The sequence below is a fragment of the Aminobacter sp. Y103A genome (assembly GCF_030294925.1).
In the GTDB taxonomy this organism is placed as follows: domain Bacteria; phylum Pseudomonadota; class Alphaproteobacteria; order Rhizobiales; family Rhizobiaceae; genus Aminobacter; species Aminobacter ciceronei.
The window spans coordinates 1,552,804-1,573,904 of the sequence record NZ_AP017986.1; the positions used below are offsets into that span (position 1 = coordinate 1,552,804).

The following is a 21,101-nucleotide window of genomic DNA, read 5'->3' on the forward strand; positions in this document are numbered from 1 at the left end:
AGTGCCTTTCGGGACCGATAAGGGTCCTATGCGGAAAACATCATGCCGGCTGCGATGGCACCGACGGCGGTAAGCGCCGGATAGAGCACGAGCCCCACTGCAAGCAGCGTATCCCCGAACGACGACGCCCGCTTCGGGGCGGCTTGTTCGCGCCGCGCCGGCAGTGGCTGCGTTGCGGTCTTGTCGAGTTCTGCTGCGATCATGGGCATGGTGTTCGTCCTGGCATTCAATGCTGCGCCTTGTCGCTTCAAGCTGTATCGGCACGATGTCGGTCAAATTGTGGAAATGTTTCGGCTTGCCGGTGGCAAGCCAAACGCTTGCCGCTCCATCCCATTTCGGTTACGACACGCCGCGCCGTGATCGCGGCCAAAATTTCTGGAAAACAGCGGAATTCTCGCCATGGCCGACAAATCGGAAAAGATGAAAGCGCGACTGCCGCGCGGCTTCGTCGACCGCAGCGCGGACGACATCCGGATCGTCGAGAAGATGATGGCCAGGATTCGCGAAGTCTACGAGCTCTACGGCTTCGAGCCGGTCGACCAGCCGCTGATCGAATACACCGACGCGCTTGGAAAATTCCTGCCCGACCAGGACCGCCCCAACGAAGGTGTCTTCTCCTTTCAGGACGATGACGAGCAGTGGCTGTCGCTGCGCTATGACCTGACCGCGCCGATGGCGCGCTTCGTCGCCGAGAACTACGAGAAGTTGCCCAAGCCGTACCGCAGCTACCGCTCGGGCTGGGTGTTCCGCAACGAGAAGCCCGGCCCCGGCCGTTTCCGCCAGTTCATGCAGTTCGACGCCGACACCGTCGGCACACCAGGCGTCGCGGCCGATGCCGAGATGACGATGATGATGGCCGACGTGATGGAAGCGCTCGGCATCAAGCGCGGCGACTACGTCATCCGCGTCAACAACCGCAAGGTGCTCGACGGCGTGCTCGAGGCCATCGGCCTCGGCGGCGACGACAACGTCAATCGCCGCCTTACAGTGCTGCGCGCCATCGACAAGCTCGACAAGTTCGGCCCCGAAGGCGTGCGCCTGCTGCTCGGCAAGGGGCGCTGGGATGGTGGTGCGGAAGGCGAGGGCGACTTCACCAAGGGCGCTGGCCTGGATGAAGCGGCGATTGCTACCGTCATCGCCTTCACCGAGGCTGGATCTGCCGATGCGGCGACCACCGCCGAGAATTTGCGCGCCATCGTTGCCGGCAATGCCAGGGGCACCGAAGGCGTCGAGGAACTGGCCCAGATCGGCGCTCTTGCCGCCGCAGCCGGCTATGACGACGGCCGCGTCAAGGTCGATCCTTCGGTCGTGCGTGGCCTTGAATATTACACCGGTCCGGTCTTCGAAGCCGAGTTGCTGGCCGAGATTCCCAATGACGATGGCCAGGTCGTGCGTTTCGGCTCGGTCGGCGGCGGCGGCCGCTACGATGGCCTCGTCTCGCGCTTCCGCGGTGAGCCGGTTCCGGCCACCGGCTTCTCCATTGGCGTGTCGCGCCTGATGACGGCGCTCAAGAATCTCGGCAAGCTCGACACGTCGGATGTCGTTGCGCCCGTGGTCGTGCTGGTCATGGACAAGGACACCGAAAGCCTCGGCCGCTACCAGAAGATGGTCGCCGAGCTGCGTCGCGCCGGCGTGCGCGCCGAAATGTATCTCGGCGGCGCCGGCATGAAGGCGCAGATCAAATATGCCGACCGCAGGGGATCGGGCGTCGTGATCATTCAGGGCGGCGACGAGCGCGCCAAGGGTGAGGTCCAGATCAAGGACCTGATCGAGGGTGCGCGTTTGTCGGCCGAGATCACCGACAATGCCGAATGGCGCGCCGCGCGTCCGGCCCAGGTCACCGTGCCCGAGGCCGAACTGGTCGCCGAGGTGAAGAAGGTACTCGCCGCCCAGGCGGAAGAGCGGGCAAAGCAGTAAGGCCATGAACGCGCGTTATCCGGCGATTGCATCCGACATCCTGAAGCTCTTCGCCGCGCGCGGGGCCGATGCCGTCGATGTGCCGGTATTGCAGCCAGCCGACCCGTTTCTCGACATGGCCGGCGAAGACCTGCGCCGCCGTATCTTTCTGACCGAAAGCGAGACGGGTGCCGCACTTTGCCTGCGGCCGGAATTCACAATTCCGGTCTGCCTCGACCACATTCACACCCAATCCGGTACGCCGCGCCGCTATTCCTATCTCGGCGAGGTGTTTCGCCAGCGCCGCGAGGGTGACAACGAGTTCTTCCAGGCCGGCGTCGAGGATCTCGGCGACAAGGACATCGCTGCGGCCGATGCGCGCTCGGTGGCCGACGCGCATGCGCTGCTGTCGCTATGCCTGCCGGGGCACGACTTGACCGTCACGCTTGGCGATCAGGCGATCTTCGAGGCGGTTCTTGCAGCGCTCGGCCTGCCGCGTGGTTGGCGCATGCGTCTTGCCCGCGCCTTCGGCTCGGCCGAGCTTCTGGCTGCCGCCCTCGGCGATCTCGCAGCGCCCACCCGCATCTCGGCCCTTGCTGAGCCCGCAGCATCGCTCGTCGCCGATGCCGATCACGATGCGCTTGCCGCCCACATCGCCGCCGGCATGGAGCAGGCCGGTCTTTCGCCTTCCGCCGGCCGCACGCCCAACGATATTGCCCGCCGCCTGATCGAAAAGGCCGAACTGCGCAGCGTGCGGCTGTCGAGCGATGCCTTCGAAGCGCTCGAACGCTTCCTTGCCATCGACGTGGCGCTTGATGAGGCGCCGGCAGCGCTCAAGGAGTTCGCTGCAGGTGCCGGCCTGACTTTGGGGGCTGCGCTCGACAATTTCGCCGCCCGCGCCAAGGCGATCTCAGGTCACGGTCTCGCCACCGGCTCCGTCCGTTACGACGCCGCCTTCGGCCGTCCGCTCGATTATTACACCGGCCTGGTGTTCGAGATATCAGGTCCCGAAGCCGACCGGCCGCTGGCCGGCGGCGGCCGTTACGACCGCCTGCTGACCTTGCTCGGCGCCGGCAAGCCCATTCCCGGCGTCGGCTTCTCCGTCTGGCTCGACCGTATCGAAGCCTTGAGGGAGGCGCGCTGATGGCCATTTCGATCGCACTTCCTTCCAAGGGCCGGCTCAAGGAGCAGGCGCTCGAGGTGCTGGCCAAGGCCGGCTTCACCGTCAACTTGCCCGACGACGATCGTCGTTATCGCGCCACCATCGAAGGCCGCGCCGACATTGAAATCGCCTTCCTGTCGGCGTCGGAGATCTCGGGCGAGATCGGCCAGGGTAATGTCGACCTCGGCATCACGGGCGAGGACCTGATCCGCGAGAACCTTGCCGACTGGGAGCGCAAGGCAGCGATCACGGCGCGCCTCGGCTTCGGCCATGCCGATGTCGTCGTTGCCGTGCCCGACATGTGGCTCGACGTCGACACCATGGCCGACCTCGATGATGTCGCCGCCGATTTCCGCCAGCGCCATGGCCGCCGCCTGCGCATCGCCACCAAATACTGGCGGCTGACGCAGCAATTCTTCTCCCAGATGCACGGCATCCAAGTCTACCGCATCGTCGAGAGCCTCGGCGCCACCGAAGGTGCACCGGCCGCGGGTTCCGCCGATGTCATCGTCGACATCACCTCGACCGGCTCCACGCTGCGCGCCAACCATCTGAAGATCCTGTCGGACGGCGTCATCCTACGTTCGCAGGCCTGCCTCGTGCAGTCGCTGAAGGCGCGCAATGCTGCCGACGAGGCGACGCTTGCCGCGTTCAATGCCGCAGTAGCGGCTGCAGTCCGCTGACGATCCGCGCCAGCTCCAGGCACTCATTGTGCCGCGGGCTGTTGCGGCGCCAGGCAAGACAGATGCGCCGCTCCGGCACCGGCTCGGCGAAGGGCACGATCTTCAGGTCGCGCTGGTCGCCCGCCGGGCCCGCCGCCATCTCCGGTATCAGCGTCACGCCGAGGCCATGCGCCACCATCTGCAGCAGTGTCGTCAGGCTGGTCGCGCCATAATTGGCCATCGCCACCGGCTTGACGCTGCCGCACACGGCCAGAGCCTGTTCGCGCAGGCAGTGCCCTTCCTCGAGCAGCATCAGCCGTTCCAGCGCCGGGCTTTCCGGCGGCACCGGCGGTGCAACGAAGTCGGGGTCGTTGGCCGGCACCGCGAGATAGAAGCGATCTGAGAAAAGCTCCCGGGTGGTGAGCCCGGCATGATCCAGTGGCAGCGCTGCCACGAAGGCGTCGATACGCCCATTGAGCGCGTCCTCGACCAGCGCCCCGGTGATCGCCTCGCGCAGTTCCAGCCGGAGATTCGGATATTCGTCCTTCAGCGCCGGCAGAACGTGCGGCAGAAGATAGGGTGCGACAGTCGGAATGATGCCGAGCCGCATCCGCCCTTCCATCGCCAGCCGGCCGCGCCGCGCCGTTGCCTCGACCTCGCGGATTTCGGTGAGAATCCTGTCGATGCGCGGCAGCAGTTCCAGCGCATCCTCGGTCAGGCGCACGGCCTTGCCGCCGCGTTCGAACAGCGTGCAGCCAAGCCGTTCCTCCATCTCGGCGATCTGCGTTGACAGCGCCGCTGGCTCACGCCGGCATATTCGGCGGCGCGGCCGAAATGCAGCGTTTGCGCCAGCGCGGCGAAATATTCCATCTGTCGGATCGTGAGGCGGATCATAATCAAAAACTATCAAACTTCTTAGAAAAGGCAATTTGGCTTTATCGGAATCGCATCCTAGACTGGAACTATTCCAATCAGGGCGGTATACAGTATTCAGTTTCCCGCCTAAAACGGTCTAGCAAGTTCTATCCAGAGGGAGGGCGCAAGCCATGACGTTATCGACGATCTTCAGGAGCGCCGGGGTGCCCGTGCCCGACCCTGCCATGGCCGCATCGGCCTGACCGCTTCTGGCCGGCGTTGCCTCGATCGCAGGCTGCCCGAAGGCCGCAAACCAACCACGCAAAGACGTTCGGAAAGAGATCAACATGGATACCAAGACCGAGACCAGCGCGGGCAAGTGCCCTGTCGCCCACAAGCCCACCGGCACCGGCAACCGCGACTGGTGGCCGAACATGCTGGACCTCAGCGTCCTGCACCAGCACTCCGCCCTGTCCGATCCGATGGGCGAAGCCTTCGACTATGCCAAGGAATTCGAAAGCCTCGACCTCGACGCGGTGATCAAGGATCTGACCGCGCTGATGACGGATTCGCAGGACTGGTGGCCGGCCGACTTCGGCCATTACGGCCCACTCTTCATCCGCATGGCCTGGCACAGCGCCGGCACCTACCGCATCGGCGATGGCCGCGGCGGCGCTGGTGCGGGCCAGCAGCGTTTTGCTCCGCTCAACAGCTGGCCTGACAACGTCAACCTCGACAAGGCTCGCCGCCTGCTGTGGCCGATTAAGCAGAAGTATGGCCGCAAGATCTCCTGGGCTGACCTGATGATCCTGACCGGCAACGTCGCGCTGGAGACGATGGGCTTCAAGACCTTCGGTTTCGCCGGCGGCCGCGCCGACGTCTGGGAGCCGGAGCAGGACATCTATTGGGGCAAGGAAGGCAAGTGGCTGGCCGACGAACGCTACAGCGGCGACCGCGAGCTCGAAGGACCGCTGGCCGCCGTGCAGATGGGTCTGATCTACGTCAATCCGGAAGGCCCGAACGGCAATCCCGATCCGCTGGCAGCGGCCCGCGACATCCGCGACACCTTCGCCCGCATGGCTATGAACGACGAGGAAACCGTCGCCCTGATCGCCGGTGGTCACACCTTCGGCAAGACCCATGGCGCCGGCGACGCCGCCAATGTCGGCGTCGAGCCTGAAGCTGCCGATCTCGAGCTGCAGGGGCTTGGCTGGCACAACAGCTTCGGCACCGGCAAGGGCGGCGACGCCATCGGTTCGGGGCTCGAAGTGACCTGGACGACGACGCCGACCAAGTGGACGAACAACTTCTTCTGGAACCTGTTCGGCTACGAATGGGAGCTGACCAAGAGCCCGGCCGGCGCGCACCAGTGGACGCCCAAGCACAATATGGGTGCCGGCACCGTGCCGGATGCGCATGACAAGTCCAAGCGCCATGCGCCGGCGATGCTGACCACCGACCTCGCGCTGCGCTTCGATCCCGAATACGAGAAGATCTCGCGTCGCTTCCTGGAAAACCCGGACCAGTTTGCCGATGCCTTCGCCCGCGCCTGGTTCAAGCTCACCCATCGCGACATGGGCCCGCTTGCCCGCTATCGCGGCCCGCTGGTGCCAAAGGAAGAGCTGATCTGGCAGGACCCGATCCCGGCTGTCGATCACGTGCTGATCGACGATGCCGATGTCGCGGCCCTCAAGGCCAAGATCCTCGGTTCGGGGCTTACAGTGTCGCAACTGGTCTCGACCGCCTGGGCTTCGGCCTCGACCTTCCGCGGTTCGGACATGCGCGGCGGCGCCAATGGCGCGCGCATCCGCCTTGCCCCGCAGAAGGACTGGGCCGTCAACCAGCCGGCGCAACTGGCCTCGGTGCTGGAGAAGCTTACGGCGATCCAGAACGAATTCAACGCGTCGCAGGCGGGCAACAAGAAGGTGTCGCTCGCCGACCTGATCGTGCTCGGCGGTGCCGCTGCCGTCGAGAAGGCCGCCAAGGATGCCGGCAATGACGTCAAGGTGGCCTTTACGCCGGGCCGTATGGACGCCTCGCAGGAGCAGACCGACGTCGAGTCCTTCGCCCCGCTCGAACCCACCGCCGACGGCTTCCGCAATTACACCAGCGGCCGCCAGCGCCTGAGCGCCGAAGAGAACCTCGTCGACCGTGCGCAACTGCTGAAGCTTACCGCACCGGAGCTGACCGTGCTTGTCGGCGGCCTGCGCGTGCTCGGCGCCAATACAGGCGATACGGCCCACGGCGTCTTTACCGCCCGTCCCGGCACGCTCTCCAACGACTTCTTCGTCAACCTGCTCGACATGGGCACGGAGTGGAAGGCGACATCGGACGCCAAGGATGTGTTCGAGGGCCGCGACCGCAACAGCGGTGAAGCCAGGTGGACGGCGACCCGCGTCGATCTACTGTTCGGCTCGCACTCGCAGCTGCGCGCCCTGGCCGAGGTCTATGGTTCGGCCGATGCCGGCGCGAAGTTCGCCCGGGACTTCGTCGCCGCATGGAACAAGGTGATGAACGCCGACCGCTTCGCATAAGAAGCCGGTCCGCTCGAACAAGGCAGGCGCGGAGCGATCCGCGCCTGTTTCATTTTGTGTTGCTCGTCTTTGCCGGAAGTTTTTGCCCCGACAAGGCTGGCTGGTGCTTGTGCATTCCGCCGCTGCTGTTTAGCTAGGCCTGATACGGGTCAACCGAAAGCGGAAAACCGAACATGCGACTTGGCGGACGACTGGCTGCGGCCATTGAAGTGCTCGACGATATCGAGAGGCGGCACAGGCCCGCCGCGGATGCACTGAAGGATTGGGGCCTGTCCCATCGCTTCGCCGGCGCCGGTGACCGCGCTGCGATCGGCAACATCGTCTATGACGCCTTGCGCCGCAAGCGCTCTGCCGGCTGGCTGGTCGGCGACGAGACCTCACGTGCGCTCGGCTTCGGCGCCCTGTTGCTCGAATGGGACCAGTCCGCCGAAGCACTCAACCAGACGCTCGACGGCGACAAGTTCGCACCCGAGCCGCTGAGTGCCAGCGAACTCGCGACGATTGCCAACCACAAGCTCAACGAGGCGCCCGACGCCGTCCGCGCCGATTGCCCCGATTGGTGCGCGCCGCTGCTCGAACGCGCCTTTGGCGCGGAGTGGGTCGCCGAGGGCGCTGCCCTTGCCGCGCGTCCGCCGCTCGACATTCGTGCCAACACGCTGAAGGCTGATCGCGACCGCGTCATCGCCGAGCTGGAAGGCACCCAGGCAGCACCAACCGCTCTTGCTCCGCATGGCGTTCGCATTCCGCCCATCGACGGCAGCGGCCGCCACCCCAATGTCCAGGCCGAACCGGCATTCCAGAAGGGTTGGTTCGAAATCCAGGACGAGGGCTCGCAGCTTGCCGCAGAACTGGCAGGCGCCTTGCCCGGCATGCAGGTTCTCGATTATTGCGCCGGTGCCGGCGGCAAGACGCTGGCGCTGTCGGCGGCGATGGAAAACCGCGGCCAGATATTCGCCCATGATTCCGAGAAGTCGCGGCTCGCGCCGATGTTCGACCGGCTGCGTCGCTCCGACAACCGCAATGTCCAGGTGGTGTCCAAGCCGTCCGAACTCTCGGCCCTGACCGGCCACATGGACCTCGTGCTGATCGACGCGCCTTGCACCGGCAGCGGCACCTGGCGCCGCCGGCCCGACGCCAAGTGGCGACTGACACAGCGCCAGCTTGACGTGCGCAAGGCCGAGCAGTCGGCTATTCTCGACACCGCCAGCACCTTCGTGAAGCCGGGCGGGCTCGTCGTCTACATCACCTGTTCGGTCTTCGACGAAGAGAATGCCGACCAGGTGGCAGCGTTCATCGAACGTAACGAACGCTTCAAAACCGTCGACCACCAGGCCCTCTGGTCGCAGCATTTTCCTGGTCGCAGCGATGCCGTACGCTTCGGGGAACAGGGCCTGTCGTTGACCCCGGCCCGCAGCGGCACCGACGGCTTCTATTTCGCCGCGATGCGTCGCGCCTGATCTCGGGTAGCACAGGTCGTTCTGCGCTGTGGCAGAGCGAAATGTGCAACCAGATCCGGCCTTTGGCGTTCTGCGCCTCGGGTACGCAGTGCAGGAGGTCGCATGAACAGATACGTCGCCTTGCTCGGTTTCATCGTCGTCGTCTTCGGCGGCGGCTTGCTCATTGGCTATCTGACGCTGCCGGGCGAATGGTATGCCGGGCTCGCCAAGCCGTTCTTCAATCCGCCAAACTGGATTTTCGGCCCGGTCTGGTCGGTGCTGTATGTCCTGATTGCGCTCGCCGGCTGGCGCGTCTGGTCCAGCGATCCTCATGGCGCTGCGATGCGCCTGTGGGTTGCTCAATTGGTGCTCAATTTCCTGTGGTCGCCGACCTTCTTCGGACTGCAGCAGATGGGCCTGGCCCTGCTGGTCATCCTGGCCTTGCTTGCCGCCATCCTCGGCTTCATGGCGACTGCGGCGAAATCGGACCGTGTCGCAGCCTGGCTGTTTGCGCCTTATGTCGCCTGGGTCGCCTTCGCCACCTTGCTCAATGCTGCGCTTTGGTGGTTGAACTGATTTCAGTTTTGCACTGCAGCATTTCCGGTTGCCAGCTTTTGCCGGCTTTGCGATAAGCGAAGCCAAGAGGACATCCGATATGGCAGCCAAGATCGTACCCGCGGCCGACTATGACGAGCGCGTCAGGTCGTCCTTCGCGCGCCAGAGCGCGATGCGCACCATCGGCGCCGAACTGACGCTGGTCACTCCAGGCATCGTCGAGATCGAGATGCCTTATTCCGGAGAGCTGACCCAGCAGCATGGCTTCCTGCATGCCGGCGTTATTTCCACCGCTCTCGATTCCGCCTGCGGATACGCCGCCTTTTCGCTGATGCCCGAGAATTCGAGCGTGCTGACCATCGAGTTCAAGGTCAATCTGCTGGCACCCGGCAAGGGCGAGCGCTTCCTGTTCCGCGGCTCCGTCACCAAGCCGGGCCGCACCATCGTCGTCGCCGACGGTCAGGCCTATGCCATATCAGCCGACGGCGAGGCCAAGCTGATCGCCACCATGACCGGAACGATGATGGCCGTTGCCGGCCGCGACGGCATCGAGGGCTGAAACCGTGCCTGTTGCCCAATTCTCCGGCCGCAACGTCCTGTTCGTCATGGCCGTCGATGCCGAATATGGCCCGCATTTGCGCACGCTGTTCGAACCGCTGATGACCGGCGTCGGTCCGGTTGAATCAGGCATCGTTGTCGGCGCCGAATTGTCTCGGCTCGCTGCCTGCAACGGCCTGCCCGATCTCGTCGTCTGCCTTGGTTCGGCCGGCAGCCGCAAGCTGGAGCAGACCGAGGTCTACCAGGCGGTGTCGGTTGCCTATCGTGACATGGATGCCTCGGCGCTCGGCTTCGAAAAGGGCGCCACACCTTTCCTCGATCTGCCGGCCACCCTGGCCTTGCCGCTGCGCATTCCCGGTGTCCGGGAGGCGACCCTATCCACCGGTGGCACCATCATTTCGGGCAGCGCCTATGATGCGATCCCGGAGGACATGGTCGACATGGAGACCTTTGCCGTGCTGCGCGCCTGCCAGATGTTCGGCGTGCCGCTCATCGGCCTGCGCGGCATCTCCGACGGTGCCGCCGACATCGGCCATGTCGACGACTGGACCGAATATCTCCACGTCGTCGACGAGAAGCTGGCGCATGCCGTCAACCTGCTCGGCCGCGCCATTTCGAGCGGCGAGTTGAGACCTTAGGCAGCGCGCGGCAGGCCCTTGGCGTTGCCGAACAGGACACCCGCAAGCCGCACTTTGACGTCGCGGTCCCTGTTCACGTAAGTGATTTCGCCGGCGTCGTGGTCGAGAGCCCAACGACCCGTCACGCCATTGTCCCAGTCGACGACATAACCACCCTCGGCGAGCGCCCATGTTCCCGTGCGTGTCTCGCCATCGTCGAGCAGCATATGCGCCCGGTCGCCGGTCTCGAAATAGACATAGGCCTCCTTGCCGTTGCGGTCGAGCACATGGGTCGTGCCTGCCATCAGCACCTTCAGGGCGGCCTGATCGAGAATTGCCATCTTCGTTTCCTCTTGTTATCCAGTTAGTCAAGTATCTTGACGATATGCGTGATTGGAAAAATGGTCAAGCAGCTTGACGAAAATACGACGAAGCCATTGCCCGACCATGTCGGCTGGCGCCTGTGGCAGGCGAGCCGCGCCTGGCAGGCCGAGTTCGCCGAGGCGATGCGCGCGGCCGGCAATGGCTGGTTCAGCGAAAGCCGTGCCGGCCTGCTCGGCCACATCGCGCGCCGCGGCACCAGGCAGGCAGCGCTCATCGAACGCGCCGGTATCTCCAAGCAGGCCGTGCAGCAACTGCTCGACGGGCTGGAGGCGGAGGGCGTCATCGAGCGCGCGCCTGATCCCGAGGACAAGCGCGGCAAGCTGGTTCTCTACACCGCAAAAGGCCTTGCCGCGCTCGACGACGGCGACGCCATCAAGCTCGACATCGAAAAGCGTTACCGGCAGCATCTGGGTGAGGGCGGCTTCGACGCCTTGATGGCAGCGTTGCGTGCTCTCGCTGAACCGCAAGCCCGGTGATAGGCTGGCCAGGCCGGGCATTGCACAGCGCACTTGTCACCCATGCAATCGAGCCCATTGCACAGACGTGATTCTTTCTTTAAACGCCCGCCATGAAGAACTCCGAGCACCCCGAAACCGTCCTCATCATCGACTTCGGCAGCCAGGTGACGCAGCTCATTGCGCGTCGCGTGCGAGAGGCCGGGGTCTATTCCGAGATCGTGCCCTTCCAGTCGGCCGCAGAGGCCTTCAAGCGGATCAACCCGAAGGCGGTGATCCTCTCGGGCAGCCCGCACTCCACCGTCGACATCGGCAGCCCCCGCGCCCCTGACGCCGTCTTCTCCGCCGGTGTGCCTGTGCTTGGCATCTGCTACGGCGAGCAGACGATGTGCGCCCAGCTCGGCGGCAAGGTCGAGGCAGGCCACCACCGCGAGTTCGGCCGCGCCTTTCTTGAGATCCAGGACGACAGCCCGTTGTTCGAGGGCGTCTGGGCCAAGGGCACCCGCCATCAGGTGTGGATGAGCCACGGCGACCGCGTCACCGAGATTCCCGAGGGCTTCCGCGTCATCGGCACCTCGAATGGCGCGCCATTCGCCGCCATCGCCGATGAGAGCCGCAACTTCTATGCCGTCCAGTTCCACCCCGAGGTCGTGCACACGCCCGATGGCGCCAAGCTGCTGCGCAACTTCGTTCACAACATCGCTGGCATCGAGAGCGACTGGACCATGCACGCCTATCGCGCGCATGCCGTCGAGGCGATCCGCCAGCAGGTCGGCGACAAGAAGGTCATCTGCGCCCTTTCGGGCGGCGTCGATTCCTCGGTCGCGGCACTCTTGATCCACGAGGCCGTCGGCGACCAGCTCACCTGCATCCTCGTCGACCACGGCCTGATGCGCAAGAACGAGGCGGCCGACGTCGTCGCCATGTTCCGCGAGCACTACAACCTGCCGCTGATCCTCGTCGACGCCTCCGACCGCTTCATCTCGGCGCTCGAAGGCGAGTCCGATCCGGAAAAGAAGCGCAAGACCATCGGCCGCCTGTTCATCGAAGTGTTCGAGGAAGAGGCCAAGAAGCTCGGCGGCGCCGACTTCCTCGCCCAGGGCACGCTTTACCCCGACGTCATCGAGAGCGTCTCCTTCACCGGCGGTCCCTCGGTGACCATCAAGTCGCACCACAATGTCGGTGGCCTGCCCGAGCGCATGAACATGAAGCTGGTCGAGCCGCTGCGCGAGCTGTTCAAGGACGAGGTCCGCGTGCTTGGCAAGGAACTCGGCCTGCCGGACAGCTTCATCGGCCGCCATCCGTTCCCCGGACCGGGCCTCGCCATCCGTTGCCCGGGCGGCATCAGCCGCGAGAAGCTCGAAATCCTGCGCGAAGCCGATGCGATCTACCTTGACGAGATCCGCAAGGCCGGCCTCTACGACGCGATCTGGCAAGCCTTTGCCGTGCTTTTGCCGGTCCAGACCGTCGGCGTCATGGGCGACGGTCGTACCTACGAGTTCGTCTGCGCGCTCCGCGCGGTGACCTCGGTCGACGGCATGACCGCCGACTTCTACCATTACGACATGAACTTCCTCGGCCAAGCCGCCACCCGCATCATCAACGAGGTCCGCGGCATCAACCGTGTCGTTTACGACGTCACCTCGAAGCCGCCCGGCACGATCGAGTGGGAATGATTTCAGGCCCATCCTGACGTATCCGAAAAAACGCCATTCTACGATCTAACCAATTGAAATAAAAATACTTTCTGTTGCTGCCTGCCGAGAACAATCGGCAGGCAGCAGACCGACTTGTCGTGCGTTCTGACGGACCTTCCCTCTTCATCGCGCTGAAGACACTGCGCCGGCAACTCCCGTTATGTGCTGCCGTCACGCTACGATGCTGACGCACCCATGTCCCGGGCCACCTTTAATCGGGTTACGTACCTGGTCGTCGAGCAGGCGAAGAAGGACGGTCTGCCCCTTGAGCCTTTCACCGTGCACGATCTGAGGCGGACTGGTTCGACGCTGCTCAATGAACTGGGTTTCAACAGCGACTGGATCGAAAAATGCCTCGCGCATGAGGACGGTCGTTCGTCACGAGGTCAGCCGTCGGGCGAGATCTCTGCTGGCCTGAACAGGCCGAGCTTGTCGAGCGGGCTCGTGACCGTGCGCACCGTCCGGGTCGCGACCTTGGTGTAGAGGGCGGTGCTGTTCAGCTTGGCATGCCCGAGCAGGACCTGGATGATCCGGATGTCGACGCCGTCTTCCAGCAGGTGAATGGCGAAGCTGTGACGCAGCGTGTGAGGCCCGACCCGCTTGGTAATGTCGGCGGCCTGCGCCGCCTCGACGACGATGCGGTAGAGCTGCCGCGTGCTGATCGGCTTCATTGCGTGTTGGCCTGGGAACAGCCAGCCATCGCGGTGGCGTTGAGCAGCCCTGCCGGACAGCTGAAGTGCCGCGACCGTTTCCGTGAAGCGGGCGACCAAGCGTGTTGATATGCCCCGTCAGAGCATCCGCTGAAGAACGTCCCGCGGTCTGAGTTGCGCAGATGATGCTTCAGCGCGACGCAGGCAGGTCGCAGATAGGCGCTGTGAAGCGCCTGCAAACCCCGTAAACCTTGGGCCGGTCGTCAACTGAACTCCCAATTCCGGTGCGGTCACCTTTGTGTTTGAACGCGGAGAAGTCGGCTGTTCGGACGGATACGCGATTTCGGTCGAGCCGGTCTGCTAAAACTTTGTCGGCCGTTTCAAATTCCGCAGGATGACAGCGTACCACCATGTCGAGGTCAGCAGCCCTGAATAGTTGATGCCATACGCGGAACGCGCTGAGATAGATCTCGTGGGGCTCGCACGGCGGGTCATCTTAGCAGGACCCGTGGAACAGACGAAAGCTCAGCTGGAACGCATCAGCGCCATAGGAACAAAACTCTGGCAAGGATGACCGAGGGTTCGGCGGCCTGAACACAGAGGGACAGCAGTTTTGCAAGATGATGCGGTGCTGTGCGCCGGGGGAGGTCCGGCAGGATAGCGAACCTCCCAATCCTGCTAGTTGATCGTGACCGCCATCACGCCTGGGCGAGCAACATTCTCCCGAGCCAAGACAAGCAGGATCACCAGGAAGACCGCTTCGACCACAGCGAAGGCCATGAAGGCTTCAGAAAACGAGCCGCCCGAAGCCCTGATTACCAGGCCCATCATCCACGGAGAAACGAAACTCGCCGCCACGCCGAGGACTTCCGCATAGCCAACTGCGACGGTCGCCAGTTCGTCGGCGTATTTCTCGGTGAGCAGGGCGAAGATGGCGCCGCCACCAAGTACCGCGATGCCGCTCAGGCCAGCAAGGACCAGCAGCCAGCCAAACGGCATCGGATAGATTGCCGCAGCGGTGAAGGCGAAGGCGATCATCAGCGCCATTGCAGTGCCTAACTTGATCATGAAGGCCTTGCCTACGCGGTCGGCCGCGTAGCCGCCGACTACCAGGAACAACACCTGCGACAGACCCATCAGCGTGCCGACAACAGCCGCGCTTTCGACCGGCATGTTCTGCACTGCGATGAAGGCCGGTACGACCCAGGTCGCCGTTCCGGCAATGGCGAAAGTGCAGGCCGCGATGCCCAGACCCCCAACGATGATCCACTTCGAGCGGAAGATGACGCTGATCGGGATCGATGCACCACGCGGCAGCGGCGGCTCCCAGGCAAAGCCGTTGATACCTATCTCGGCCGGCCCATTGCGGGCGAAGAGGCAGTTGATGAGAGCGACGATCAACGTCCCGCCGGCCAGAACAGCGAAGAATGTACGCCAGCCAAAGGCCATGGTCAGCGGAATTCCAAGCGCGAAATCAAGCGTGATCGCCAGGCTGTATGCCGCCAGGATGAGGCCGATGATGCTGCCGCGCCGAGACTGCGGAAACCAGCCGATGACCAGCTTCATGTTGCCGAGAAAGATCGCCGCGTCGAAGAAACCAATCAAGAGACGCAACGCGACCAGTTGACCATAACTCTGCACATAGATCTGCAGGACCATGCCCAGGCCGGTGCCTGCAAGTCCGATCAAAAGCATCATACGCGCCGTCATGTGCCGGCTGAAATGCGACCACACGACCATGCCGATGCCGTAGGTCAGCGCGAAGATACCCTGCGCGAAGCCGGCCTGAGCCGGGTCGAGTTGCAGGGTTTCGGAGATGAATGGAATGACTGCTGCAAAGGCATACCAATCCGCCGCAAGAAAGACCTCGCACACCAAGGCGAGTGCAAGCATGCCGATTTGCCATCGCCGGATGCGCGACCGGTCGTTTTCGGTAATTGTGTCCCAGTTCATCGTCCGTCCCCCGTTGGAAAACCTGGTTTTTGCGTGAGTGTGGTCGCCTATTTTTGCAGCTTCGTTTGAGCTGCGGCCCACTTTCCGCGGGTATTCCGCCTGCGGCGACTGACACAGGCGGAAGGATGTGTCGCCGTCAGCTCTGCGGCGGCAGGAAATTGACCTCGTGTTCGGCTGCGATACGCACGACTTCAGCCGGATCGCCGACATTGTGGATGCGGTCGAACAGTCCGCGCAGGACCCGCGTCGGCGAGACCCAGAACAGGCAGCGCACAGTGCCGGAGGACTTGTTGAAGATGCCGTGCGGCTCTCCCATCGGCATGCGGATCAGGTCGCCTGCGGTTGCATTCACTTCCTTGCCGTCGAGCCAGAGGTCGAGGCGGCCCTCGAAGACCGAGACAAACTCGTCCTGGGTCGGGTGCGTGTGAGGCGGAACGAAGGTGCCGGGGGGCAAGATCGCGTGCCACGCCATGGAGGCATCCGATTGTTGCTTCAGAGTGTATGTCTGGCCAAGAATACTCCAGACGGTTCCGTCATAGGCTTCGTCGCTTTTTGTCACGCCGGCCTGCATTACAATCATGATGTGGTTGTCCTTGTGAGTTGGTGTTCGTCGTTAAGGGTGCCGTCAGGCGGCGAGAAAATCGCGGAGCAGGGTGGTCGCCTGGGGCGCTTCCTCGAACAGGAGATGCCCGGCGCCTGGGACCAGCTCGAGGCGAGAAACGGGGATGCACTTCAGCCAGGCGTGTGCCTGCGCAGCCGGCCGCATTCGGTCCTCGCTGCCCCAAAGCAGCAAGGTGGGAGCAGCAATGCGATGAAGCCAGGCGCCCAGTTTCGGATTGCCTTGCGGTTCGATGGCAAGAAGGCGACCGAGCGCCGCCATCTCGCGCCCAAGCGACGCGCCGAATGTCGGGTCTTGGGTCGTTGGAAAATATCCCAGCGCGACGCGCGGGTCATGGGTCAAATAGCCGGGAAGTTCTGGCGGGCTGACGGTGGACAGGTCGGGCGCGGGGTGTTCGCGCACGACCAGACCCGCCGGTGAAATCAGTGCCAGCCGACGCAGACGGCTGCTTTGCCGAGCCGCGTACTCGGCAGCGATCCAACCTCCAAGCGAGAAGCCGGCAAGGTCGAACGCTTCAAGCCCGAGCCGGTCAAACAGATCGGCATAATGCAGCACATAGTCGTCGATTGAGGTGATGCGATCGTCGTCTGCCGAGTCGCCGAACCCTGGATGATAGGGAATAATGACTTTCGCGCCCGTAGCCAACGTGCGGGCGAATTCGAAGCCGGTAAACGTTCCTGCGCCATGCAGGAAGACCAGAGGAAAGCCCTCGCCGATACTGTGCACGATTGTGCGAATGCCGCGGATCTCGTACTCGGCGCGCTCAAAACCTTCCAAGGCCGGAAAGGGTCCGGGTTGCAGTGTCATGATCTGAAAACTCCCTGTTTATTCGGCGGCGACACAGCACGGCCGCCCGGCGAGGCCGGCAAACTGGTCGACCGCGTCGATAATGCGCTTGAGCACCATGGGATTGCTTGGAACGCCATCGGTGAAGTCGGTTTCGCTGGCATAGATCGCAGTCGGGATGGTGCAGGCTTCGAAAAACCCGAAAAGCGGTCGAAGCTGATGTTCAACGACGAGGGAGTGGCGCATGCCGCCGCCCGTCGCGGTCAGAAGCACAGGTCGGTTGATCAGCGCTGACGGGTGGACAAGGTCAAACACGTGCTTGAACATTCCGGCATAAGAACCCTTGTAGACCGGGCTGCCGACGATCAGCGCGTCGGCGTTTTCGATCGCCTCCACAATCGATCGGGCCTGATCGTTCAATCCGGCCGGTGAACAGGCGGCCAACCCTTCTCCGGCGTCCACCAAGTCGAATATCTCGACGGAAAAGCCATGGCGCTGGCGGATCTTTTCGGAAACGGCTTCGACAAGCGCACGTGTTTTCGACGGCCTCTGCGCGTTGCCGCAGAAGCCGATGACTTTGACACCGGTCATCCAGATCTCACTCCCGTATGGAACCACCAGGTATTCATCGACCTGTTCGGCGGTTCGCCAACTCCCATAAGCGCTCAGTTTCAGAACGGTAAGCTGCTTGGGCAAGCCCCCCAGTTGAGGGGGTTGCTGTCGCAACGCCCGGTTGGAACAGTGCCGGGAGAAAGCGCCTGGCACGATCGGCAAGGCGCAGACCAACAAGGGTGGAGCCTGTGAACATGTCAGTCGTCGAGTTCAAGAAAACCGGAAATCCGTCGCTGGCCGAGATGGCCGCCCATGTCGAAAACATCCTGCCGGCGATCGAGTCGGCTGCGGAAGAGAGCGAACAGCTGAACAGGCTGTCCGATGCGACATACATGCTTTTGCGTGATGCCGGTCTCTTCAGCATGATGATGCCGAAGGAGGTTGGCGGAGCTGAACTTTCTCACGTCGACGCGATGCGGCTCGGCGAACGCGTGGCATGGGCGCATGGTTCTGCCGGCTGGTGCGTGATCGTGAACAACGCTGTCGGCGGTGTGATGTCGCTGTTTGTCTCGGAGAAGGGCGCCGCCGATATTTTCGCCGAGGGTCCCGATGTCATGGTTGCCGGAAACGGTGTGCCGCGAGGCTATGCGCGGCCGGTCGACGGCGGCTACATGATCCGCGGCAACTGGGCCTATGGCAGCGGCATTCATCACGCCGCCTGGATCCATTCTGGCTGTTTCGTTACCGAGGCGGACGGCAAGACCATGGTCAAGCAAGCCAATGGTCAGCCGGAAATCGTCATCACCCATCACCCGCGCGAGACCATAGAGTTGAAAGGCAATTGGGATGTGCTCGGTCTGCGCGCCACAGGCAGTTTTGATTACACGCTCAAGGATGCCGACGAGCTCTTTGTGCCCAAGCATCTGTGTTATGGCTTCAACGACGGTGATGCCAAGCGTGGCGGCCCGCAGGGTAGTCTCGGGCTGGTGGGCTACACGGCCTGGGGTCACACGACATGGGCGCTTGGCGTCGGGCGGCGCATGCTCGACGAACTTGCCAAACTGGCTAAGGTTCGCGTCGACGCGTTTGGCAAGATGAATGAGAGCGCGACCTTCAAATATGAGTTCGCCCGGGCTGAGGCGCGCTTCCGTTCGGCACGTGCCTTTGCCTATCAGGCCTGGGCGAGCATGGCCGAAACCTTCGATGCCGGCCGCAACGCTTCTGTCGAGCAGATCGCCGATGTGAAGCTTGCGATGCGTCATGTCCATGACGTCATCTCCGATGTCGGCACCTTCGCCCACCGCGCGGCGCGCGGCGCGTCACTTCACAACGGAACCATGCAGCGTTTCTATCGCGATATCCATTCGGGTACCCAGCACATCCTGATGGCTGACGAAATCGTACAGGAATGCGGCCGCGTCTATCTCGGCGCGGTCAAAGCCGACGCAAAATGGGGAGTCTTTGGTGTGGATGGCTAGATAGTCGCGCAAACGGCTGTCTTCGCCGCCGCAGTCAGCTTGATTTTTGCCGAGGTTGCTTGAAAATCCCGCCTCGGCAGAAGCGCTCACGCACTGGCGAGCCTTTGCCACATGTTCCTGACAAGCTCGAACAATGAGCAGCAGGGCTGAGGAGGGAAAAATGATGTCGGGGACATCGGCTGGACGATCGAACTATTCGACGGGAGAGGTCGGCCATGCCGCGCTGGCCGTTGCTGAAAGCCGCTCTCTCGAAGCTCTTGGCGAGTCATGCCACCGCGAAATGGGCAAGCTGATGGGATCGCCCACGGTCGGGCTTTACCTGTTGGATGATCACAAGCCGAGCCTTGTCTACAGCAAACAGGCGCCTGAGGGCTTCATCCGGGAGTACAGCGATGAATTCGACAAATACGATCCGCTGCTCGCCTATATTTTCGAGAAAGGCCGGCCTGTCGACGGGTCGACGGTGGTCGGTACGTCTGGCTGGCAGCACTGCAACAATTTCCAGTTGTTGAGGCGCTGGGGCTTCAAGCACTGCATGGCCGGGCCGCTTCTGGTAGAGGGTCGCGTGGTTGGCGTCGTCTACACCGCCAATGGCGGTGAGAGGGGACCCTATCGCGCTGAGGCAGTCGACAGCATGGATATTCTTTGCCGGGCCGGTTCACTCGCACTCGCCACCATGGTGGAGACTGGCCGGCTCGGCGGTGCGCCGATCGGCTGGATAGCGCAGTCCAGCGTTGCGTCACGCCATGAGCGGACGATCGGCGGGGCATATGCCTTGAACCAGTTGCCGGCGCGATCGCGCGAAGTGGCGCTTTTGCTCTGCCGCGGCCAGTCCAACAAACAGATCGCGCGGGCGCTGGGGATTTCCGCATATACGGTCAAGGATCATGTCGGCAAACTTTGCCAGCGACTTCACGCCCACAACAGAACTGAATTGGTCCAGCGACTGCTGACGACGCACTAAACCCACCATCCAGACGCTAAGCAGCAATAACACCGCAAGCGTCGGCCACCTATTTGAGGATGCGGTGTCCGCAAGTGGGGTCGGCACCGGTAGCCGATGCAGATGATGCTGGCCTCCATGGGAGGTGTTCAGACATACGGGCGACACCGCCAGCAGCGCTCAGAAATCATCGCCCACATTTACGAAGAGCTTGCGACCTGGAATGTCCCGCAGACCGGCGCAAACCCTTTTGCGTGAGCTTCAACAGCTCACTGGTCATGGCTGAGTGGTAAGGCGCTAGCGCCCGGCCAGGTCCAGCAACCGGTTCCACCGCAGCTTAGCCGGAACCTGCGAACAACGTTGGCCACTCGCCTGCGTATCCAAGCGGATGCCAGCTGGTCGCGCGATCAATGAACTGACTTCAGCAGAAAATCGCGGAAGCACCGCGCCGCAGGCGAAAGAGAACGCGTCCGCTTCTGAATCAGGCTGACCTCGCGCTTGATGTGCGGCTCGGTCGGTGTGCGAACGACGAGGCCCATGGAGGTCGCAAGGCGCGTGACCGCCGAGGTCATAATCGCGACGCCTAAGCCGCCTTCAACCATGCCGATGATCGTCAGCGGCAACGCCACCTCTTGCATCGACTTGTCGAGTGGCAGAACGATGCCGTTGCGCGCCAGTTCGTTTTCGAGCCGGTCACGGATCGGGTTGCCGCGCTGCGGGCCGATCAGCTTGCAGTCGGCAAGGTCGGTCCAGCGCAGTTCGGGACGTTTCACCAGCGGGTCCTCGGCATGGAGCACAACCAAAAACTCATCGGTGGAGAGCCGTGTGCCGACGAGTTCCGGATCGTCTTCCGGCACCGTGCCAAGTCCAAGGTCAACCAAGCCACTGGCGACCTGCTCCAGGACGGTCTTCTCCGCGACATCGTGCAATTCGACCGTGATCTCGTTGTAGAGCTTGGTGAAGGCGTTGACGAGTTGCGGCAGCATCAGGGCGGCCTGAACCGTTCCGGCGGCCATCGTGACCTTGCCGCGACGCAGCGCATTCAGTTCCCGCGAGCTCTCCACCATGCCCTCGATATCGGCAACGGCACGGGTTGCGATCGGAAGGATGTCGATGCCCGCCTGGGTGAGGCGCAGCAGGCGGGTGTGCCGATCGAAGAGACGAAGATTGAGATTTTGCTCCAGCTGCCGCACCAGAGTGCTGACGGCCGATTGTGACGATCCGAGCTTGTCGGCGGCCAGCGTGAACTGTCCGAGGTTGGCCACGGTGACGAAGGCGCGGAGCTGTTTCAGCGTGACGTCCATGCCGA

At 63.2% G+C, this 21,101-nt stretch carries 19 protein-coding genes and 3 pseudogenes; 13 read left to right on the plus strand and 9 right to left on the minus strand.

What is annotated here, in order from left to right; all coding sequences use genetic code 11:
• Positions 1-26: 26 nt before the first annotated feature.
• Positions 27-209 (minus strand): hypothetical protein, encoded by a 183-nt coding sequence (locus Amn_RS07485; RefSeq protein WP_154385352.1) that lies wholly within the window; start codon positions 207-209, stop codon positions 27-29.
• A gap of 190 nt (positions 210-399) precedes the next feature.
• Here Amn_RS07485 and hisS point away from each other — a divergent pair, with 190 nt between their 5' ends.
• The 3 genes from hisS to hisG are packed head-to-tail and all read left to right on the plus strand — an operon-like array spanning position 400 to position 3,741.
• Positions 400-1,917 (plus strand): histidine--tRNA ligase, encoded by a 1,518-nt coding sequence (hisS, locus tag Amn_RS07490; RefSeq protein ID WP_067965137.1) that lies wholly within the window; start codon positions 400-402, stop codon positions 1,915-1,917.
• A 4-nt stretch (positions 1,918-1,921) separates the two neighbouring features.
• Positions 1,922-3,040: an ATP phosphoribosyltransferase regulatory subunit gene (locus Amn_RS07495; protein WP_286295914.1), complete on the plus strand. Its 1,119-nt coding sequence runs from the start codon at positions 1,922-1,924 to the stop codon at positions 3,038-3,040.
• The gene (gene hisG, locus Amn_RS07500; protein ID WP_067965133.1) at positions 3,040-3,741 is read left to right on the plus strand and encodes an ATP phosphoribosyltransferase; all 702 of its coding nucleotides are present in this window, start codon (positions 3,040-3,042) and stop codon (positions 3,739-3,741) included. Before Amn_RS07495 ends, hisG begins: the two co-directional genes overlap by 1 nt.
• Here hisG and Amn_RS07505 read toward each other — a convergent pair.
• Positions 3,710-4,614 (minus strand): annotated as a pseudogene (locus tag Amn_RS07505) (hydrogen peroxide-inducible genes activator). The gene hisG and the pseudogene Amn_RS07505 overlap by 32 nt on opposite strands.
• 308 nt (positions 4,615-4,922) lie before the next feature.
• Between Amn_RS07505 and katG the strand changes: the two are divergent.
• The 5 genes from katG (at position 4,923) to Amn_RS07530 (ending at position 10,296) form a co-directional block, all read left to right on the plus strand.
• Entirely contained in the window at positions 4,923-7,109 is a 2,187-nt protein-coding gene (gene katG / locus Amn_RS07510) for a catalase/peroxidase HPI (RefSeq protein ID WP_067965126.1), read from the plus strand.
• Between the two features lie 173 nt (positions 7,110-7,282).
• Entirely contained in the window at positions 7,283-8,566 is a 1,284-nt protein-coding gene (locus tag Amn_RS07515; RefSeq protein ID WP_067965123.1) for an RsmB/NOP family class I SAM-dependent RNA methyltransferase, read from the plus strand.
• A 102-nt stretch (positions 8,567-8,668) separates the two neighbouring features.
• Positions 8,669-9,121, plus strand: coding sequence for a TspO/MBR family protein (locus tag Amn_RS07520; protein ID WP_067965121.1), 453 nt, complete (start codon positions 8,669-8,671; stop codon positions 9,119-9,121).
• A gap of 79 nt (positions 9,122-9,200) precedes the next feature.
• Complete coding sequence (locus Amn_RS07525) at positions 9,201-9,659, plus strand: PaaI family thioesterase (RefSeq protein WP_067965119.1); 459 nt, start codon at positions 9,201-9,203, stop codon at positions 9,657-9,659.
• A 4-nt stretch (positions 9,660-9,663) separates the two neighbouring features.
• Entirely contained in the window at positions 9,664-10,296 is a 633-nt protein-coding gene (locus Amn_RS07530) for a 5'-methylthioadenosine/S-adenosylhomocysteine nucleosidase (protein ID WP_083948798.1), read from the plus strand.
• Here Amn_RS07530 and Amn_RS07535 read toward each other — a convergent pair.
• On the minus strand, positions 10,293-10,616 hold the full coding sequence (locus Amn_RS07535) for a hypothetical protein (protein ID WP_286295937.1): 324 nt from the start codon (positions 10,614-10,616) through the stop codon (positions 10,293-10,295). The genes Amn_RS07530 and Amn_RS07535 overlap by 4 nt on opposite strands.
• A gap of 60 nt (positions 10,617-10,676) precedes the next feature.
• Between Amn_RS07535 and Amn_RS07540 the strand changes: the two genes are divergently transcribed.
• The 3 genes and pseudogenes from Amn_RS07540 to Amn_RS07550 form a co-directional block, all read left to right on the plus strand.
• A complete protein-coding gene (locus Amn_RS07540; protein WP_286295940.1) occupies positions 10,677-11,135 on the plus strand; it encodes a MarR family winged helix-turn-helix transcriptional regulator in 459 nt (152 codons plus the stop codon).
• Positions 11,136-11,227: 92 nt separating this feature from the next.
• Complete coding sequence (guaA, locus tag Amn_RS07545) at positions 11,228-12,790, plus strand: glutamine-hydrolyzing GMP synthase (RefSeq protein WP_286295943.1); 1,563 nt, start codon at positions 11,228-11,230, stop codon at positions 12,788-12,790.
• 140 nt (positions 12,791-12,930) lie between these two features.
• Positions 12,931-13,198, plus strand: a pseudogene (locus Amn_RS07550) (tyrosine-type recombinase/integrase); the annotation flags it as partial.
• Here Amn_RS07550 and Amn_RS07555 read toward each other — a convergent pair.
• The 5 genes and pseudogenes from Amn_RS07555 to msuE all read right to left on the minus strand — a co-directional run.
• Positions 13,198-13,518 (minus strand): annotated as a pseudogene (locus Amn_RS07555) (tyrosine-type recombinase/integrase); the annotation flags it as partial. The pseudogenes Amn_RS07550 and Amn_RS07555 sit on opposite strands and share 1 nt — an antisense overlap.
• 621 nt (positions 13,519-14,139) lie before the next feature.
• Positions 14,140-15,624, minus strand: a complete 1,485-nt coding sequence (locus Amn_RS07560; RefSeq protein ID WP_286295947.1) for an MFS transporter — start codon at positions 15,622-15,624, stop codon at positions 14,140-14,142.
• Positions 15,551-15,994 carry a cupin domain-containing protein gene (locus tag Amn_RS07565; RefSeq protein WP_067964827.1) on the minus strand — a complete coding sequence of 148 codons (444 nt, stop codon included), beginning with the start codon at positions 15,992-15,994 and terminating at the stop codon, positions 15,551-15,553. Before Amn_RS07565 ends, Amn_RS07560 begins: the two co-directional genes overlap by 74 nt.
• Before the next feature lie 45 nt (positions 15,995-16,039).
• Entirely contained in the window at positions 16,040-16,840 is an 801-nt protein-coding gene (locus Amn_RS07570; RefSeq protein ID WP_067964825.1) for an alpha/beta fold hydrolase, read from the minus strand.
• A gap of 18 nt (positions 16,841-16,858) precedes the next feature.
• Positions 16,859-17,584, minus strand: coding sequence for an FMN reductase (gene msuE, locus Amn_RS07575; RefSeq protein ID WP_353622431.1), 726 nt, complete (start codon positions 17,582-17,584; stop codon positions 16,859-16,861).
• A gap of 41 nt (positions 17,585-17,625) precedes the next feature.
• On the opposite strand from msuE, the gene Amn_RS07580 reads away from it, so the two are divergent.
• On the plus strand, positions 17,626-18,849 hold the full coding sequence (locus Amn_RS07580) for an acyl-CoA dehydrogenase family protein (protein WP_210301683.1): 1,224 nt from the start codon (positions 17,626-17,628) through the stop codon (positions 18,847-18,849).
• A gap of 280 nt (positions 18,850-19,129) precedes the next feature.
• Positions 19,130-19,813 (plus strand): LuxR C-terminal-related transcriptional regulator, encoded by a 684-nt coding sequence (locus tag Amn_RS07585; protein ID WP_169808358.1) that lies wholly within the window; start codon positions 19,130-19,132, stop codon positions 19,811-19,813.
• Positions 19,814-20,199: 386 nt separating this feature from the next.
• Here the strand turns inward: Amn_RS07585 and Amn_RS07590 are convergent, their stop codons facing one another.
• The gene (locus Amn_RS07590) at positions 20,200-21,096 is read right to left on the minus strand and encodes a LysR family transcriptional regulator (protein ID WP_067964818.1); all 897 of its coding nucleotides are present in this window, start codon (positions 21,094-21,096) and stop codon (positions 20,200-20,202) included.
• Between the last annotated feature and the right edge of the window lie 5 nt (positions 21,097-21,101).